This window comes from Pseudomonas sp. GQ91, assembly GCF_059758795.1.
Genome location: NZ_JCAXED010000023.1, coordinates 13,353 through 30,026, shown reverse-complemented (window position 1 = coordinate 30,026; position 16,674 = coordinate 13,353). Strand labels below are relative to the sequence as shown.

Here is a 16,674-nt window from a genome sequence, read left to right as displayed (position 1 = left end):
GTCATGCTTGAGAGGCTCCGGGTTATCAAGCCTTAAACCGCGTCATTGAGCCTCGGTGGATGTCTCATCGAAGGTGTCCAGCAGCGGCACAAACACCCCAGGCTCTTTTTCGGCGTAACCGAACTTCCCGTAGAAGCGATCCAACTCGCGCGGCTTGGGTACTTTCCCGGTGAAAATACTCACGTAATGCGGAATGCGCTGAAAACGCACCGTGATCAGCTCACCGGTGTTCATGGTGATATAGCCGATCTGGGTCAGGTAAATCGTTCGGGCCCGGGTATCGGCGCCTTGGCTGTCATAACCAAAACGCTTGAACATACTCGCCAAGGCGCTCATGCGCTGTTCGTCAACGACCGAGACTTCTCGGGCGACCTCATCCGACTGCAACGCCCAGCTGCGCACGGCGAACTCGAACGGCGAATCGAACAATTCAGGGTTCAGCCAGCACTCGAAAACATTCAGGATCGCCTCGGAGATGCTTTCCGCATAGCTTTCGGTTTGCCGGATCAGCCCCCCTGTATTGGTCTCCCGCCAGCGCGCCAGCAACGCGGCCAACAACTGTTCGCGATCCTCGAAAAACCAGTAGAAGCTGGTGCGTGACAGGCCGAGGCGCTTGGCCAGCGGCATCACCCGGACCGCATCGATACCCGACTCTTTGAGGGCATCATAAGCGGCCTCCAGCCAGCCCTCGGCAGATCCCCGCCAACCGGCCTCCTGAGCCTTACCTCGTGCCTTCCCTAACTGGGGCATCGCGCTTACCTTGTTCAAAAATGCGTAGCGCGAATGTAGCCCGGCGAGCGCAAAATGTACATCCAAGTACAGTTTACTGACGTTTTGCCTCAGCGTTTGCCTAGCACCTTGCTGAAGCTCTGCTCAGGTGGCTGCAACCAGCGCGCCTGCACCAACAGCGGTGTCACCGCTGCGTCCGGTTCGACCTGCCCATCCACCTGCAAGCGCTGGCGCTGCAGGTCGGCTTCGATCTGGAACTGGTGCTCAGCCGGTAATTGCAGGCTCGCCGACAACCGCAGCCCGTCCCGACACTTCAGCTCAAGTCGGGTGTTTCCGAGGTTGAGCGTCCACGGGCTCAGTAGCGCCAGATCGCGCCCCAACAGCTCGCCCTCCGCGCTGCGGCAGGTGCGCCCTGCTCCGCTGACCTGCAAGTGTCCCGCCCAACTGCCATCCAGCACGAACATCGACGGGGGCATCGTGTTGACCGCCTGGGGCGCCAGCGTCGCCTGCCAGTTCCAGGGCCAGCCGTGAATCGACAAGGCCCAGATTCGCTGCTGAAAGCCCAGGTTCAATTGCGCCTCTCGCGTCCAGGGCCGGACCGTCCACTGCACCGGTCCAAAGGCGCCGAGCCGGAGGGCACGGCCATTCCACAGGCTGCCGGAGATTCCGACAGGCTGCCAACCGGAAGGCCAAGCCAACTGCCGTGCGACAAAAGCCGCCGGCACGTTCAGCAGCAAGGTCAGGACAAACACCAAAGCTCCCCATGCAATGACGCGACTCATGGCCCAACCGCCCCATTCGCCACTTCCAGGCTGAACGCATAGCCTTGGCCGCCCTGCGTCAGGCTCCACTGCAACGGCCGTCCGCCTTGTTCCTGCACGGTGCGTAGCAATTGCTGCAAGGCCTCGGGCCCAGGCAGTTCGCCTTGCAGTTGCCACCGGCCGTCCCGCTGTTCGACATGGGTCAGTACCCACTGTCGCGACGCCGCCAGCGCCTGCCATTGCTCGTTGGAAAACACGGCGGGCGGCGCCAGTGCGTGGGCCTGTTGCGCCAAGGCCTGCCATTCCCGCGCGTCCTGCCAGGCCGCCAGTAGCGGCCGTGTCATAAGTACCAGCAGCAACAGCAGGACCATTGACCAGCCTGCCAGCAGACAATAGCGACGCACTCGCGGCAGTTGCTTGAAATGGGCCAGGTACTCAAGCAGCCGGGCGTTCATGGTTGCTCTCCCAAATCGAAACTCAACTGCAAATCAGCAGCTCCGCCCTGCGGCTCGCCACTCAATTGGGCACCGGCGGCCTGGGCCATTGCCTGCCACTCGGCTGCCGCAGGTCGAGGCCCGCTGCCACTCAGGCCGAGACGCCATAAGCGCCCGTCAAAATGATTGCTCGAGACTGACCAACCGGGCTGTTGTTGCAGCCACGCCGAGAGCGCCTGCTCCATGGCCACCACTTGTTGCTGACGCACCCGCCAGTCGGTCTCCTGGCTCTTCAGGCGCGCGAGCGCCACGCGGGCCTGAGACAGGTTATTGGACGCGCCGGCCACGACCCGGACCTGGGTTTTCCAGGCATCCAGCTGGCGCAGTGTGTGGAATAAATAGACGGCACTCCAGCAGCTCGCCAGTAATGCGCAACCGAGCAGCAAGCGTCGCTGCACGCGGCTCACCGCCGGGACACGACGCTCGCGTGTGCGCACCGGGCGCGCATCTTCGAGCACGCTGGGCAGCTGTTCCAGGCGGGCCAGGCGCGATGGCCAGGACCCTTCCATCTGTTCGACAGGCCATTCACGCCAGGCCTGGGGCAAGCGTTCACCGAGCACCTGCGGCCACACCAGCCATTGTCGGGGATGCGCCTTCAGGCACAGCAACCGTTCGCGTTGCCAGCGGATGGCATGCCCGGGCTCGGGTTGCGCCAACAACTGCAGTTCCGCCCAGCCGTGGCTGACCTGCAGCCCAAGCGCTGCACACTCGGCCAGCCAATCCTGCACTTGCTGGCGCTGCATCACCAGCAGCTCAAGGTGCCCGGCCTCGCGGGACAGGCAGCTGACCAGCAACGCTTCGGCGGGCTGTTGTGCGTACTCTTCGAACAGTTGCGGCCACTCATGGCGCTTGAGCCCTGGCGGCGCCGGCAGACAGAAATGACTGCAATCGAGCGCCGGAATGATCAAGGCCGCCGGCAGCGCCAAATACGCTGCCGGCGGCGGCCAGGTGCCGTTGGATTGAGCGCGCTGCGCGGCATAGTGCAACCATTGCCATGCGCCTTCGGGCGTGGCCGGCGGACGTACCAGCAACCACTCGCGCGGTGTCGCCCGCAAACGCTCAAACATGCGCGCGCTCCGACTCATGGCTGGGTATCGGGCAAGACGAAGGTACAGACATACGGTGCTCCATGGTGCTCGAACTCGATCCGCACGCCGCGATTGGGCTGGGCGGCAACAGTGGAAGGAAAGGCCAGCCAGCGCGTGCCCTGATAAAAACTGAAAACGGCATGCTCGATAGGCGCCAGTGACTCCCTGAGTTCCCAGCGCGGTTTCCCGGCGGCATACAGGTCCACTGAAGTAAACAGGCTCAAACGCCCTTGCCGGGCATCAAACAGCAGGCGCTGGCGTTGCTCCCGCGAGTGGGCCTGCGCTGGCGGCCAGGCCGTCAACGCGACCCATTGCAATTGCCCGGACGCGGGTTGCCAATCCAGCCAGGCGAGTTTTTCCGGCAGACGCTGCTCGTATAACTGGCGCAACACCAGCGCGTCGAAACGGCGCTCCAGGGCCAGGCAAAACTCCAGCACCTGTGGCTCGCTGCCGGGTTCGTCAAGACGCTCGCGAACCTTGACCCAGCCATTGACCAACGCCGCCAGCAACACCCCGATCACCGCCGTCAGCGCCATCGCCACCAGCAATTCGATCAGGGTCAAACCACGCTGCGCGGTCTTCACGGGCGCACCAGGAACAGACTGAACTGGCCCAGCGGGTGGCGCTGCTGGGGATCGGCGAACAACGACAACTCGCCACGCCGCAAGCGACTGACGCCGGTGTTGCCCAGTTGCAAATACCAGTGACAGGTGGTGTGCCCCTGCCGCAGTTCCCCCGCCACCGCATTGATCTGCGGCCAGTACCGCTCCACGCCAAACCGCGCTTCCAGTTCCCGCGCGCACAGATTGCCAATACGGTGTTGCGCTACCGCCTGGTGAGTGGCGATGCGCTGCCGCAATAGCTGGCTGACCATCACCGCCATCAGCGCGGCGATTCCCAGGGCGACCATCACCTCCAGCAAGGTGAACCCACGTTGGCGCTTCATGGCGAGGTCACAATCTGCAGCGTGTTGTCCGTATGCCATTGCCAGCGCTGGCGGCCTTCGGCCCAGTGCCAGGTCACCGAAACAGGCTGGGCCAGCCCCGCGGGTGTGAACATCACCTGCGGCGCTGCGCTCACCGGCCAGTCAGGCTGCAGCCCCGCTGGCCAGGACAACGCACGCGACGACTCGAGCCGCCACGTCGGTCGCCCACGCTCCGATTGCCAGCGCACGAACTCCGGCTGTCGGCCGTTCCAGCGCATGCCCAGCACTTGCCCGCTATGCCGTGCCACAGCAGCGTGCGTGCGGGCCTCGTTGGCCAGCTGTGCCAAGGCTTGGTGCATTGGCGCCTGGCCCGCATCCAGCGAAGCCACGCCCAGCGCGCTGAACAAACCGACGATCAACAAGACCACCAGCATTTCCAGCAGCGAGAATCCATGGCAGCGCTGCATGCCTAGAGGTCCCAGTTACCGATGTCGGCATCGGTGCCTTCGCCACCTTCCTGACCGTCAGCGCCCAACGAAAAGATATCCACCCGGCCATGCTGACCCGGTGTGCGATAGCCATAGGCATTGCCCCACGGATCTTCAGGCAGGCGGCGAATGTAGCCGTCGGCGCGCCAGCTGCGGGGCAGCGGTTCCACGCCCGGTTTCTTGACCAAGGCCTGCAAGCCCTGGTCGGAACTGGGGAAACGCAAGTTGTCGAGCCGGTACATGTCCAGCGCCTGTTCCAGGGTCGCCAGGTCAGCCAGGACTTTCTGGCGCATGGCTTTGTCCTGGCTGCCGAGCACGCTGGGCGCAACCACGGCAATCAACAGGCCGATGATAAAAATCACCACCATGATTTCCATCAGGGTGAAACCGCGCTCACGACGCTTGGACATACGCTTGCCGGACATGGCTTGGGTCTCCATTTTCAGGTTCTCTACTTTCAAAAGCTGAGGCCTTGGTTGAGTTGCATGATCGGCAGCAGCACCGCCAATACGATAAACAGCACCACCGCGCCCATCAGCAGAATCATCAAGGGTTCGAACAACGCCAGCAGCAGGTCGACCTGCCGCGCGAAACCGCGCTCCTGGTTGTCGGCAACTCGCTCGAGCATGTCAGGCAAGGTGCCGCTGGCCTCGCCACTGGCGACCATGTTCAACAACATGGGCGGGAAGTGCCCGCTGGCGCTCAACGCGCGGTACAGGGTCACGCCGCCTTCCACTTGCTCGCGCACCGTATCCAGGGCCTGGTGGATCTGGCGGTTACCGACAGTCGCGGTCGCGACCTCGAGTGATTCGAGCAACGGCACACCGCTGCCCAGCAAAATCGCCAGGCTGCGCGATACCCGCGCGCTTTCCAGCACGGACAACAGCGCACCGATCCGCGGCAGGCGCAAAGCCAGGCGGTCGCGACGCAAGCGCCAGATCGTCTGGCGCAGCAACAACCGAGCGACCAGCCCCGACAGCATGCCCAATGCCAACAACCACGGACCCAGCAGCACCAAGCCTTCGCTGGCGCCGATCAGCACGCGGGTGATCAACGGCAGACTCTGTCCGGTATGGCTGAACTGTTCGGTGAGCTTGGGCACGACAAAGGTCATCAGGCCGATCACCACGGCCATCGACACCAGGATCAGCACCGCAGGGTAAATCAGCGCGGTGCGGGCCTTGTGCCGTTGTTTCTGGACTTGTTCCAGGTGCTCGGCCAGTCGCTCCAGCACCGGCGCCAATTTGCCGGAGCGCTCCCCGGCCTCGACCAGCGCGCAATACAACGTGTTGAACTGCCCGCCCTGGCGCCGCAGGCTCTGGGCCAGGCTCAAGCCTTCACCCAAGGCGCCGCGTACCGCCACCAGCAAGTTGCGAATGGCAGGTTCCGCCAGTTGGCGTTCGAGGGTAGCCAGGGCATCCACCAGCGGAATGCCGGCACTCAATAAGGTGGCGAGCTGGCGCGTCAATTCACACAGTTGTCCGTGGTTCAAGCGTTGCCCACGCGGGCTGGCCAAGCTTGCGTCTTGCACCTGTAACTCGCGGGCAAAGAGTCCCTGTTCGCGCAGCAATTGCCGGGCATGGCGCTCGCTTTCGGCCTGGATGCTGGCTTTGCGGCGGCGCCCGAGCAGGTCCAGCGCCTGATAGCGATACGTCGGCATCAGTCGCGCACCGCACGCAGCACTTGCTCAAGGCTGGTTTCGCCACGGCGCATGCAATCGGTGGCCATGGCGGTCAGGCTCTGGCGCTTGTCCGCCAGGTATTCATGCATGGCCATCTCGCTGGCGCCGTCGTACAGCAGGCTGATCAGCCCGGCGTCCAGGGTGATGAATTCGTAGAGCCCGATGCGCCCGTTGTAGCCCGTGCCCTGACAGTCGTCGCAGCCCTGGGGATGAAAGCTCTGCTGCAGTTGCTCCAATTCCGGCCACAGCTGACGCTCGGCCGCCTGCAATGGAGCGGGCGTGGCGCAATGGCACAAGCGCCGCACCAAACGCTGGGCCATCACACCCTTGAGGCTCGAAGCGATGAGGAACGGCTCGATGCCCATGTCGCGCAATCGGGTCACCGCGCCCACCGCGCTGTTGGTGTGCAGCGTCGACAGCACCAAGTGCCCGGTAAGGCTCGCCTGCACCGCGATCTGCGCGGTTTCCTGGTCGCGGATTTCCCCGAGCATGATCACGTCCGGATCCTGACGCAGAATCGCCCGCAGTCCGCTGGCGAAGGTCATGCCGGCGCGAGGGTTGATCGCGGTCTGGCCGATGCCGGTAATCGCGTACTCCACCGGGTCTTCGACGGTGAGGATATTGCACGAACCATCGTTCAACGCATTGAGGCTGGCATACAGCGTGGTGGTCTTGCCCGAGCCGGTCGGCCCGGTGCTCAGCAAAATCCCGTTGGGCCGCGACAGGCAGGCACGCAAGGCCTGCTCGACTGCGGCGGGCATGCCCAGGTTGCTCAGATCCAACAGGTTGGCCTGCTTGTCCAGTACACGCATCACCACCCGCTCGCCGTGGATGCCGGGCAAGGTCGAGACGCGAATATCCACTTCCCGGCCGCCCGAACGCAGGGTGATGCGCCCGTCCTGAGGCTGACGCTTTTCGGCGATATCCAGCCGTGCCATGACCTTGATCCGCGACACCAGCATCGCCGACAAGGCTCGCGGCGGACGCAATATCTCGCGCAGATGACCATCGACCCGCAGGCGCACCACCAGGCTCTGCTCGAAGGTCTCGATGTGAATATCCGAGGCGCGCAAACGCAAGCCCTCGGCGAACAGCCCGTTGATCAGACGGATCACCGGCGCTTCGTTGTCGCTTTCGAGCAAGTCTTCGATGCGTGGCAGTTCGTTGATCAGGCTGTCGAGGTCGACCTGCTCGCCAATGCCTTCGATCAAGGCCGCAGTGGCCGACTCGCCAGCCTGGTACAGGCTACCCAGGCGCAGTTCGTACTGGGCCGTGTCGAGGTGCTCGACCGCCGACGGCAGGCCGTGGACCCGCAGCACTTCCTGCAAGGCATCGGTGTCGACATCCTCGCGCAGCCACAAGGTCCAACCTTCCGGGCCCGGCGCCCGCGCCAATCCCGCCTGACGCGCCAGCCGATAGGGCAACAGCGTACTCACCACGGGCCCTCGCCCAGACGCTCGCGACTGGCAGGAAACAACTGCAGCAAGCCGTTGCTCTCCGAGAGCGCCGGCAACGCCAGTGACGAGTTGGCCTTGATATTGCGGTACTTCTCGTTGCTGAGATTGGCCAGAGAGTCTCCGTCGCGCACGATTCGAGGGCGGATAAACACCATCAGGTTCTGTTTGGTGCGCTGGCTGTTGGTGGAACGAAACAGCCGGCCCAGACCCGGGATATCGCCGAGCCACGGCACGCGCTGGTCACCGGTCTTGGCCTCGTCACCGATCAAACCGCCGAGCACCACCAGGCCGTTGTCTTCGACCATGACCTTGGTCTTGATCTCGCGCTTGTTGGTGATCACATCGCTGGCACCGCTGCTGTCGGCGATCGACGAAACCTCTTGAACGATGTCCAGGCGCACGGTGTTGTCGATATTGATCTGCGGTTTGATTCGCAGCTTGATCCCGACTTCCTTGCGCTCGATGGTCTGGTAGGGGTTGGTGTTGTTTTGCGTCACCGAACCGGTAACGAAAGGCACTTCCTGGCCCACCAGAATCGACGCCTCGGCGTTGTCCAGGGTCAGCAAGGTCGGGGTCGAAAGCAGGTTGAAGCCACTCTCGCTTTTCAACGCATTGAGCAGCGCGAGGAAGTTCAGGCCGCCGCCGTTCAGGTTGCCGACGCCGGCGGTCACTCCCGGCACCGCCGCCAGCAGTTTACTCAAGCCTGCGGTGTCGTTGCTTGACGCGGCCGCCGCCAGGCTGGTGATGCTCGCACCGCTGTTGGTGAAGTTGACCGTGCCGCCGCCAAAGGAGTTGCCCATGAACAGCCATTGCACCCCCAACTCCTGGGCGCGGGTATCGGAGACCTCGGCAATGATCGCTTCAACCACCACCTGGGCGCGACGGATGTCCAACTGTTCGACGATGGTTCGGTAGGCGGCGATTTCGCTGTCCGGCCCCACCATCACCACGGCATTGGTGCCCTCCTCCGACTCCATGCGAATCCCCGAGGAACTGGTCGCGACCGGCTTTTGCTCGCCCTCGGCCGCGATGCCGTCGGCTGCTGCCCCCATCGAATCCTGACTCAAGCCACGCAGCACCTTGACCACTTCGGCCGCGTTGGCATGGCGCAGATACATCACCACCGTGTTCGAACTGCGCAACGCACTTTGCGGTTGATCCAATTGTTTGAGCAACGTACGCACCCGCTGGCGACTGTCGGCGCTGCCACGCACCAGCAACGCGTTACTGCGTGGATCGGCGATCACTTGGGCACCATCGGCGCCCTGCTCGCGGGCCAGCAGACGGGTCATCAATTGTGCCGTGTCGTTGGCGCTGGCGTTGGTCAGGGGCAACACCTCCAGGGGTTCCTGACTGACCTGGTCGAGCTGCAGCAGCAGGCTGTCGATACGGTCCAGGTTGCTGCGCCAGTCGGTGATCACCAGCAGGTTGGCCGACGGATAGGGCGTAATCACTCCGACACGGGGATCGATCAGCGGCTTGAGGATATTGAGCATCTGTTCGCTGGCGGCGTTGCGCACACTGAATACACGGGTGGCCATGCCGTCATTGGTCTGTGCATCCTGGCGCGAGGATTCCACCGGCACCGGCTCCAGGCGCGCGGCCTGGTCCGGTACGATCTTCACGCTGCCGTTGGGCAGGTCGACCGCGGCGAAACCCTGGGCACGCAGCTGGGCAAGAAAGATGTCGTAGATTTCTTCGCTGCCCAGCATCTCGATGCTGCGCACCGTGACCTTGCCCTTGACCCGCGGGTCGATGATGAAGGTGGTGTTGGTGATGCGCGATACGCTGTCGATAAACTCCGTCAATTCGGTGTCGATGAAATTGACCTCGTACAGCGCCTGCTCGTCTTCGGCGCCGGCCGGGGTAAAGCTCAAGGCCAGGTAGAGCGCCGTCAGGCCCAGGCATTTATTGATCATGTGCATAGTCGGTTGATTCCTGGCGCTTGAGACCGATTACCGGCCGCCGCGGCGGCCACGGCAGGCGCTCGTGCTGTCCTTGATTGTCGAAAATCAGCCCGCGCTCATCGATGTCGTGCAAAACGATGCCCGGAGCCAGGCGCTGACCCAGGGTCAGCGTCCGTTCTTGTTGTTGGTAACGCAGCACCACCACCGTGGCGCGTAACTGGCTGGCTTTGAGGCTGCCCAGGTAATCGACTTTGAGCGAGGTCAGCGGCAAGTCATCGCTCAGCGCCCGACGCGGCGTCCAGTGGCCACTTAACAGGGCGGGCACCGGTGCCGCTGCCGGGTACGGCTCAATCGGCTGTGCAACGCCGTGCCAGAGCTGCAGCACACAGCGCGCCGCCAGCCAGGCAAAAAGCGTCACCAGCAATAGGTTGAACAGGCCGCCAGCACGACTCAACTGACCAGGCTCCGTGGATGCCATCCAGGATGCCCCAGCACGTAGCGCACCTCGGGCAATTGCAACGGCGGCAGTTGCCAGTCTGTCGGCTGCTCGCGCAACCAACCCTCCACGTGCTGCCACAGCGGCTGCCCGGCATTCGCGTCAAAGCCCAGGCTAAAGGTGCGACACGTGCCGACCGGTTCGGCAAACTCACCGACCCGCTTGCCACCCGGGCTATACGTGACTTGCCAAGGCTGGCCGAGCCAGCGCGGCAAGTCCTGGCTGTTATCCAGCAGCAACGGTTCGCCGAACAATTGCTCGGCGGCGTTCTCCAGCACCTGGCGCACTTGCTGCGCGGGTACGTCAACCACCGGCGCCGGGTAGCTGGCGCTCAGGCTGATCAAGTGTTCGCGGGTAATCATCTGGCCACGCGCCAACGGACTGTCGTAGCGCAACCCGGGCAGCAGCACCGCACTTTCGGGCTCCCGGGCCAGGGCCTGGTGCAACAAACGGTCCCAACTGCCGGCGCGCACATCGCGGCGCCAGAGGTTTTCCGGGGCGCGGGCCAAGGGTTGATCCAACCAGCCCGCATGGGCCGCACGTTGTTGTTGCAAGGGTTGTTGCAGACGCTGGGCATGGGCTTGGCCGGCGGCATCCAGGGCAACGCTCTGGGCCGGATAAAAACGTGCATCAAAACGCCAATGCCCGGCTTGCGCCTGGCAGCGGATGCGAAACGCGCCGCTGGCCCGGGTCCCGCCCAGCACCACCGGTACCCGTTTCCCTGAACTTTGCAGGATTTCGACCGGTTGCGGCCACAGGTCCTGGCCGCGCGCGCAGAGCACCAGGTCGACCTGGCTCATGCGCTCGGCCAGCCAGAACCCGGGGCCCGTACCGACGTCTGCGAGGGCCACCACCAGGTCGGCTTCCGCCCGAGCTTGAGTCAGCACCGGCTGCAGACTGTGCAGCCATTGTTTCAAGGAAGCTTTTTGATCTCGCGCATAAGGGTCGGTGATACCGACCACAGCGATGCGCACGCCGCCGCGACGGAACACGCTCATGCCAGGCGTGGCCAGGCGTTGCGCGCTGTCGCTGGCCAACCCGGCGCCGAGCACCGGATGCCCGAACTGCTGGTACAACCCCTGGCATTGCTCCGGCCAGAGCACGCGTTCATCGCTGCTGACCCGCACTTCGCTGCCAAGCATCTGGCTGCCCTGAACCCCGGACAGACCTCGAGTCAGGTACGCCAGGCCGCTGCCGTTCCAGCATTGGCCGTTTTCCAGGGTCAGACTGTTGTCCTCGCCTGCCGCATCCCGCAAACGTTGCAGCACCGCACCGAGCACCGCGTAGCCGCCGGTTTCCACGGTGTCACTCAGGGTCGAATCGAGCAAACCATCCAATTGGCTGCCATCGACTTGACGAAAACGTGCATTGGCCCCGGTGATCCAAGGCGCCTGGCCGATCCGCGTGGCCGGTCCCAGGCGTGTGGCGGGCACCACCGGGCGACCTGGCTGGCGCGCATCGAGGGTGTCGGCGATATACAACAGATCCACCGGCTGGCTGTCGCTCGGCCCCGCTGCCGCCCCCAGGCTGGAGCAGCCGGCAAGCCAGGGCGCGCAGGCGCCCAGCGTCATCCATCCGAGTACATCGCGCCGCACCATTGAAACCATTATTCCCTCACCCTGAAGCTAACTCTGCACAGGGGCGGCATAGTGGGGGGCAATTAATGACAGTTTAATGTCAGTTTTTTAACGCTCGTGTAATGCAGGGTTCTGTAACAAAAGGAAATAAAAGAAATGCACTTAAATCCATTTTTAACAAAACCGCCAAAGAATCATCACACTTGCCTCTTACAGTTCCGGCTCCTTTCAAACCAATCGTGATCTAAAAAGGACCTGATGAAATGAGTCGAGAGACTGGCGACAACCAGAATCGCAACCTGAGCCTCAACGAACCGATGGAGTCGGTACTCACTACCTACCTGAGCCGACGCAGTGTGGTACGTGGCGGGCTCGGCGCCGCGATCGCCATGATTGCCGGTACCGGACTGACGGGCTGCTTTGACAGCGGCGGCGGTTCAGACGACCCCGCCCCTACTACTCCGCCCAAGCCTGCGCTGAAGCTGGGCTTCAACTCGATCCCCGGTTCCCTCACCGACGCCTGCAGTGTGGCGGCCGGCTATACCGCCCATGTCCTGGCACCTTGGGGCACGCCGCTGAACAGCAACGCCGCCGCCTGGAAAAGCGACGGCAGCAATACCTCGACCGATCAGGCCAACGCCGTTGGCATGCACCACGACGGCATGCACTTCTTCCCGATCAATGGCAGCTCAACGGATGGCCTGCTCGCGATCAACCACGAATACATCGACGCGTCGGCACTGCACCCGGCGGGCCCGACCCTGGTTGGCGGCGTTCGCCCGGCCGAGGAAGTGCGCAAGGAAATCAACGCCCACGGCGCTGGCGTGATGCGCGTGAGCAAAGTCAACGGTCGCTGGCAGGTGATCGAAAATGATCCGTTGAACCGCCGCTTCACCACCGCCTCGGTCATGGACCTCGCGGGGCCGATGAAAGGCACCGATCACGTCAAGACCAAGTTCTCGCCGACCGGCACCCAGACCCGCGGCACCAACAACAACTGCGGCAATGGCTATACACCGTGGGGCACTTACCTCACCTGCGAGGAAAACTGGCCAGGGATTTTCGTCAACAAAAGCGGGAACCGCCCGGCAGACCAAGTGCGCATCGGTGTAGGCACCGGCAACGGCAACTATCGCTGGGAGACTGCCGCTGGCGACCCGAGCGAAGTGAACGACGAATTCAGCCGTTTCGACGTGACACCCACCGGCGCCACGGCGACTGACGACTACCGTAACGAAGCCAGCACCTATGGCTACATCGTCGAGATCGACCCCTACGACGCCACGACCCGCGCAGTAAAACGCACCGCCCTGGGTCGTTTCCGTCACGAAGGCTGCTGGCCAGGCCTGACCACCGCCGGCAAGCCGGTGGTGTTCTACAGCGGTGACGACTCGCAAAACGAATACCTGTACAAGTTCGTCTCCACCGCAATGTGGGACCCGGCCGACGCCAATCCAAGCGATCGCCTGGCGACGGGCGCCAAGTACATGGACAGCGGCAAGCTCTACGTAGCGCGCTTCAATGCCGACGGTAGTGGCGATTGGCTGCTGCTCGACGTAGCCAGCAGCACCACCGACGGCAGCACCCTGGGTGCGAAGTTCACCGACCTGCCGGGAATCATCCTCAACACCCGTGGCGCGGCCGACGCCGTGGGCGCCACACCGATGGACCGTCCGGAATGGACATCGGTCAATCCACTCACTGGCGACGTCTACCTGACGCTCACCAACAACACCAGTCGTACCACCGCCAACGCCGCCAACCCGCGCGTCAACAACAAGCACGGTCACATCATTCGTTGGCATGAAGCCGACAGCCAGGCGTCTTTCACGTGGGACATCTTCGTCTTTGGCGCCAACGCCGCCGGCACTCCCGACCTCAACCGTTCCGGCCTGACCGAGCTGAACCAGTTCGCCAGCCCGGACGGCATGAGCTTCGACAGCCGTGGTGTGATGTGGATCCAGACTGACAATGGCGAATCGACCATCACCAGCTACACCAACGACCAGATGCTGGTGGTAATCCCCACCAACCTGGTCGATGCCCAAGGCAAGCAGGTGCCGGTCAACGCTCAGAACCAGGCCGATCTGCGACGCTTTTTCGTCGGGCCAAACGGTGCGGAAGTGACCGGCGTAACCTTTACCCCGGACAACAAGACGGTGTTCATCAACATCCAGCACCCGGAGAACTGGCCGTCCACCGACGTGGCCACCGACGTCACCGTCGGCACCGTGCGCCCGCGCGCGTCCACCGTGGTGATCCAGCGCACCGATGGTGGTGAACTGGCGATCGGCTAACACCCGGCAATCAACAAAAGCCCCGACTGGTTCGTAATGCTGTTCAGTTAAGAAAGTCGCGTGCCGAACACCGCCTGTGGCGAGGGGGCTTGTCCCCCGTTGGGCTGCGCAGCAGCCCTGAAACCTGCCCCCCGGTTTGACTGGACGACCGGGGAGGCCTTTGGGGCTGCTACGCAGCCCAACGAGGGACAAGCCCCCTCGCCACACAAGCGGTATCAGGCGCTTCACTTGCTTAACTGAACAGCATTGCGACTGGTTCGGGGCTTTTGTTTGTCTGCAGTCTAGAGCGGCAGCGGCTCGCGCGAGCGCAGCAGCATGCCCTGTGCGGGTACCCGGGCGTGCCATTTGACCACGCCCTGGGCCTCGACCTGGTACTGGCTGCGAAACCGCTGGCCGTCCAGATCAATGTCCAGTTGCAGCAGGAAATGATCGCCGTTGAGCTGCAGACCTTCGCTCAAACGCTCGAACGTCGCGTCATCCAGCGCTCCCAGCGCCTGGCGCAGGTCGCTGGCGTCGCGATAACCGCCCGCAGGTCGCGCACTGACCAGGCGCGTCAGCAACGAGCGTGACACCTCGCCTTCATACAACGCATCCAGCAGCGGCAACATATCCAGGCTCAGCGCATTGGCGTTGAGGCGCCAGCCGGAGGTCTCGGCCAGGCTGCATAGCTGCGGATAGCGCAAGGCCCGAACGGCGTCGGGGGCCGATAACAGGTTCAACTCGCTGATGTCGCGCATCAGTTGATTGGCCGCCAGGCGCGGCGGCGACTGGCGCAGGTACTCATTGCTTTCCGCACCTTGCAGGCGCGTTTGCTGATCGGCGTCCAGCCAATCGGCCAGGGTCTGGGTCAAACGCTCGGCGGCCATGTCGGCACCCAGCAGATGCACCAACTGGCGTTGCGCACGTTCGGCTTCTGGGCCAATCAGCGCGTTGACGTTGAAACAGCTGTGCAGGTCGCGAATACGAATACTCGCTTTGCCGCCCTTGAAGTCATAACTCAAGGGTTGCCCGCGCATGGCTTGCCAGAACAGCGGGCTCGCGCGCCACAGCGGATCACGCAGCGCCTGTTCGGTAAAGGCCAGCGCCGCCCGCTCGATCGCCCGCGCCTGCACCCGCTGCTGGACCAAACGCACGCTGTCGACCTCCTGGCGTCCTTGTTCGACCATCCAGGCCATGCCGCCCGCCAGCATCGCCAGGGCCACCAAGACCATCAACAATGCCGCCCCTTGCTGTCGCTTTCTGAACATTGCCACGCCGCTTGCGTTAAAGAACCAGACAACATTCAACAGAGTGGATGTTTCAGCCAAGTGGCAGGCTCACACAAATTGCCCGAAATCGTCACCGCAGCGTCATAAAGCCTCGGCAAACTGCGCCCTCATATTTCAAATCAATGGCTTGGAGTGTCGGTATGGGTGGTATAGGGATTTGGCAACTGGTCATCGTGCTGTTGATCGTGGTCATGCTGTTTGGCACCCGACGCCTCAAAGGGTTGGGCTCCGATGTAGGCGAGGCCATCAAGGGGTTTCGCTCCTCCATGGGCAGTGAACCCAACGCGCAGCCAGACCCGACGAAATCCAGCCTCGAGGCGGATCTCGCCCACACCCGATCCGCAGAAAGCAAACACTGATGTTCGATATCGGCTTCAGCGAACTGCTGCTGGTCGGCCTGGTGGGACTGTTGGTGCTGGGCCCTGAGCGCCTGCCGATAGCCGCGCGCAACGCTGGCCTGTGGTTGGGCCGGGCGAAGCGCGCGATGAACATGCTCAAGGCCCAGGTGACCCAGGAGCTGGACAACGAACACCTGCTCAAGGGCCTCGATCAACCGCCACTGCGTCAACTGGAACAGCAACTGCGCGACGGTATCCGCCTGGAGGTCACCCCGCCCTCCACGCCGCAGCCAGAGAGCAGCACCCCACCTGGACAAACCTCATGAGCGACCTGCCCCTGCCTGCCCCGCCCCTGTCGGTGACCACGCACCTGACCCGGCTGCGCTCGCGCCTGCTGCGTTGTGCCCTGGCGATTGTCTTGGTGTTTGGCGCACTGTTTCCGTTTGCCCAACGCCTGTACAGCTTCGTCTCCCAGCCGCTGCGCGAGTTCCTGCCCGAAGGCGCCAGCATGATCGCCACCGGAGTGACCTCGCCCTTTTTGGCGCCGCTCAAGCTGACGATGATGCTTGCCCTGTTTATCAGCATGCCGTTGTTGCTGCATCAGGCCTGGGGCTTGATCGCGCCGGCGGTGTATCGCCAGGAACGACGGATTGCCGCGTGGTTGCTGGCGGTCAGCGTGCTGCTGTTTTACGCCGGCATGGCGTTTGCGTTTTTCCTGGTGTTTCCGATGATGTTCGGCTTCTTTACCAGCGTCACGCCGGACGGCGTGGAGATGATGACCGATATCGCCCTGTACCTGGATTTCATTCTTGCGCTGCTGCTGGCGTTCGGCCTGGCCTTTGAAATCCCGGTGGCCACCTTCCTGGTGATCTGGGCCGGTGTCACTGACGTGCAAACCCTGCAAAAAAGCCGACCCTATGTCATCGTCGGCTGCTTCGTAGTGGGCATGATACTGACGCCACCCGACGTGTTCTCGCAAACCATGCTGGCGGTGCCGATGTGGCTGCTGTTTGAGCTGGGTCTGTTGGCCAGCAGGTCGGTCAGCAAGCCACGTACGCAGGAGTCGGCTACGCAAGCCGTGGGTTGAAAGGCCGCCGAAGCGGCTGCTCGGCCTGTTCACTGCGCCCGTGATGACCTAAGGCCTCCACCGCTAGCGTAAACACTGGAC

17 protein-coding genes and 1 pseudogene are annotated in these 16,674 nt (G+C 63.2%); 4 read left to right on the top strand and 14 right to left on the bottom strand.

Going from position 1 to position 16,674, the window contains the following annotated elements:
- Nucleotides 1–42 precede the first annotated feature (42 nt).
- From AC6CIA_RS25225 to AC6CIA_RS25165, 13 genes are all read right to left on the bottom strand, one after another.
- Entirely contained in the window at nt 43–750 is a 708-nt protein-coding gene (locus AC6CIA_RS25225) for a TetR/AcrR family transcriptional regulator (protein ID WP_498315811.1), read from the bottom strand.
- Nucleotides 751–839: 89 nt separating this feature from the next.
- Complete coding sequence (gspN, locus tag AC6CIA_RS25220) at nt 840–1,511, bottom strand: type II secretion system protein N (RefSeq protein WP_498315810.1); 672 nt, start codon at nt 1,509–1,511, stop codon at nt 840–842.
- A complete protein-coding gene (gene gspM / locus AC6CIA_RS25215; RefSeq protein ID WP_498315809.1) occupies nt 1,508–1,945 on the bottom strand; it encodes a type II secretion system protein GspM in 438 nt (145 codons plus the stop codon). The genes gspN and gspM overlap by 4 nt, the downstream gene beginning before the upstream one ends.
- Nucleotides 1,942–3,051: a type II secretion system protein GspL gene (locus AC6CIA_RS25210; protein ID WP_498315808.1), complete on the bottom strand. Its 1,110-nt coding sequence runs from the start codon at nt 3,049–3,051 to the stop codon at nt 1,942–1,944. The genes gspM and AC6CIA_RS25210 overlap by 4 nt, the downstream gene beginning before the upstream one ends.
- A gap of 14 nt (nt 3,052–3,065) precedes the next feature.
- Nucleotides 3,066–3,656 (bottom strand): prepilin-type N-terminal cleavage/methylation domain-containing protein, encoded by a 591-nt coding sequence (locus AC6CIA_RS25205; RefSeq protein ID WP_498315807.1) that lies wholly within the window; start codon nt 3,654–3,656, stop codon nt 3,066–3,068.
- Nucleotides 3,653–4,018, bottom strand: a complete 366-nt coding sequence (locus tag AC6CIA_RS25200; RefSeq protein ID WP_498315806.1) for a type II secretion system protein — start codon at nt 4,016–4,018, stop codon at nt 3,653–3,655. The genes AC6CIA_RS25205 and AC6CIA_RS25200 overlap by 4 nt, the downstream gene beginning before the upstream one ends.
- Nucleotides 4,015–4,464, bottom strand: coding sequence for a prepilin-type N-terminal cleavage/methylation domain-containing protein (locus AC6CIA_RS25195; RefSeq protein ID WP_498315805.1), 450 nt, complete (start codon nt 4,462–4,464; stop codon nt 4,015–4,017). Before AC6CIA_RS25195 ends, AC6CIA_RS25200 begins: the two co-directional genes overlap by 4 nt.
- Nucleotides 4,465–4,466: 2 nt before the next feature.
- Nucleotides 4,467–4,910 (bottom strand): type II secretion system major pseudopilin GspG, encoded by a 444-nt coding sequence (gene gspG, locus AC6CIA_RS25190; RefSeq protein WP_422630809.1) that lies wholly within the window; start codon nt 4,908–4,910, stop codon nt 4,467–4,469.
- Nucleotides 4,911–4,942: 32 nt separating this feature from the next.
- The gene (gspF, locus tag AC6CIA_RS25185; RefSeq protein ID WP_498315804.1) at nt 4,943–6,145 is read right to left on the bottom strand and encodes a type II secretion system inner membrane protein GspF; all 1,203 of its coding nucleotides are present in this window, start codon (nt 6,143–6,145) and stop codon (nt 4,943–4,945) included.
- Nucleotides 6,145–7,593, bottom strand: coding sequence for a GspE/PulE family protein (locus AC6CIA_RS25180; RefSeq protein WP_498315830.1), 1,449 nt, complete (start codon nt 7,591–7,593; stop codon nt 6,145–6,147). Before AC6CIA_RS25180 ends, gspF begins: the two co-directional genes overlap by 1 nt.
- 5 nt (nt 7,594–7,598) lie before the next feature.
- Entirely contained in the window at nt 7,599–9,548 is a 1,950-nt protein-coding gene (gene gspD / locus AC6CIA_RS25175; RefSeq protein WP_498315803.1) for a type II secretion system secretin GspD, read from the bottom strand.
- Nucleotides 9,532–9,984, bottom strand: a complete 453-nt coding sequence (locus AC6CIA_RS25170) for a pilus assembly protein PilZ (protein WP_498315802.1) — start codon at nt 9,982–9,984, stop codon at nt 9,532–9,534. The genes gspD and AC6CIA_RS25170 overlap by 17 nt, the downstream gene beginning before the upstream one ends.
- Nucleotides 9,981–11,636: a bifunctional UDP-sugar hydrolase/5'-nucleotidase gene (locus tag AC6CIA_RS25165; protein WP_498315829.1), complete on the bottom strand. Its 1,656-nt coding sequence runs from the start codon at nt 11,634–11,636 to the stop codon at nt 9,981–9,983. The genes AC6CIA_RS25170 and AC6CIA_RS25165 overlap by 4 nt, the downstream gene beginning before the upstream one ends.
- A 230-nt stretch (nt 11,637–11,866) precedes the next feature.
- Here AC6CIA_RS25165 and AC6CIA_RS25160 point away from each other — a divergent pair, with 230 nt between their 5' ends.
- Nucleotides 11,867–13,900 (top strand): PhoX family protein, encoded by a 2,034-nt coding sequence (locus tag AC6CIA_RS25160; RefSeq protein ID WP_498315801.1) that lies wholly within the window; start codon nt 11,867–11,869, stop codon nt 13,898–13,900.
- 281 nt (nt 13,901–14,181) lie between these two features.
- On the opposite strand, the gene gspK is transcribed toward AC6CIA_RS25160, so the two are convergent.
- Nucleotides 14,182–15,147 (bottom strand): type II secretion system minor pseudopilin GspK, encoded by a 966-nt coding sequence (gene gspK, locus AC6CIA_RS25155; RefSeq protein ID WP_498315800.1) that lies wholly within the window; start codon nt 15,145–15,147, stop codon nt 14,182–14,184.
- A 161-nt stretch (nt 15,148–15,308) separates the two neighbouring features.
- Here gspK and tatA point away from each other — a divergent pair, with 161 nt between their 5' ends.
- The 3 genes and pseudogenes from tatA (at nt 15,309) to tatC (ending at nt 16,593) form a co-directional block, all read left to right on the top strand.
- A complete protein-coding gene (gene tatA, locus AC6CIA_RS25150) occupies nt 15,309–15,527 on the top strand; it encodes a twin-arginine translocase TatA/TatE family subunit (protein ID WP_498315799.1) in 219 nt (72 codons plus the stop codon).
- A pseudogene (tatB, locus tag AC6CIA_RS25145) lies at nt 15,527–15,659 on the top strand (Sec-independent protein translocase protein TatB); the annotation flags it as partial. The gene tatA and the pseudogene tatB, both read left to right, overlap by 1 nt.
- 169 nt (nt 15,660–15,828) lie before the next feature.
- Nucleotides 15,829–16,593 (top strand): twin-arginine translocase subunit TatC, encoded by a 765-nt coding sequence (tatC, locus tag AC6CIA_RS25140; RefSeq protein ID WP_498315798.1) that lies wholly within the window; start codon nt 15,829–15,831, stop codon nt 16,591–16,593.
- Nucleotides 16,594–16,674: the final 81 nt, after the last annotated feature.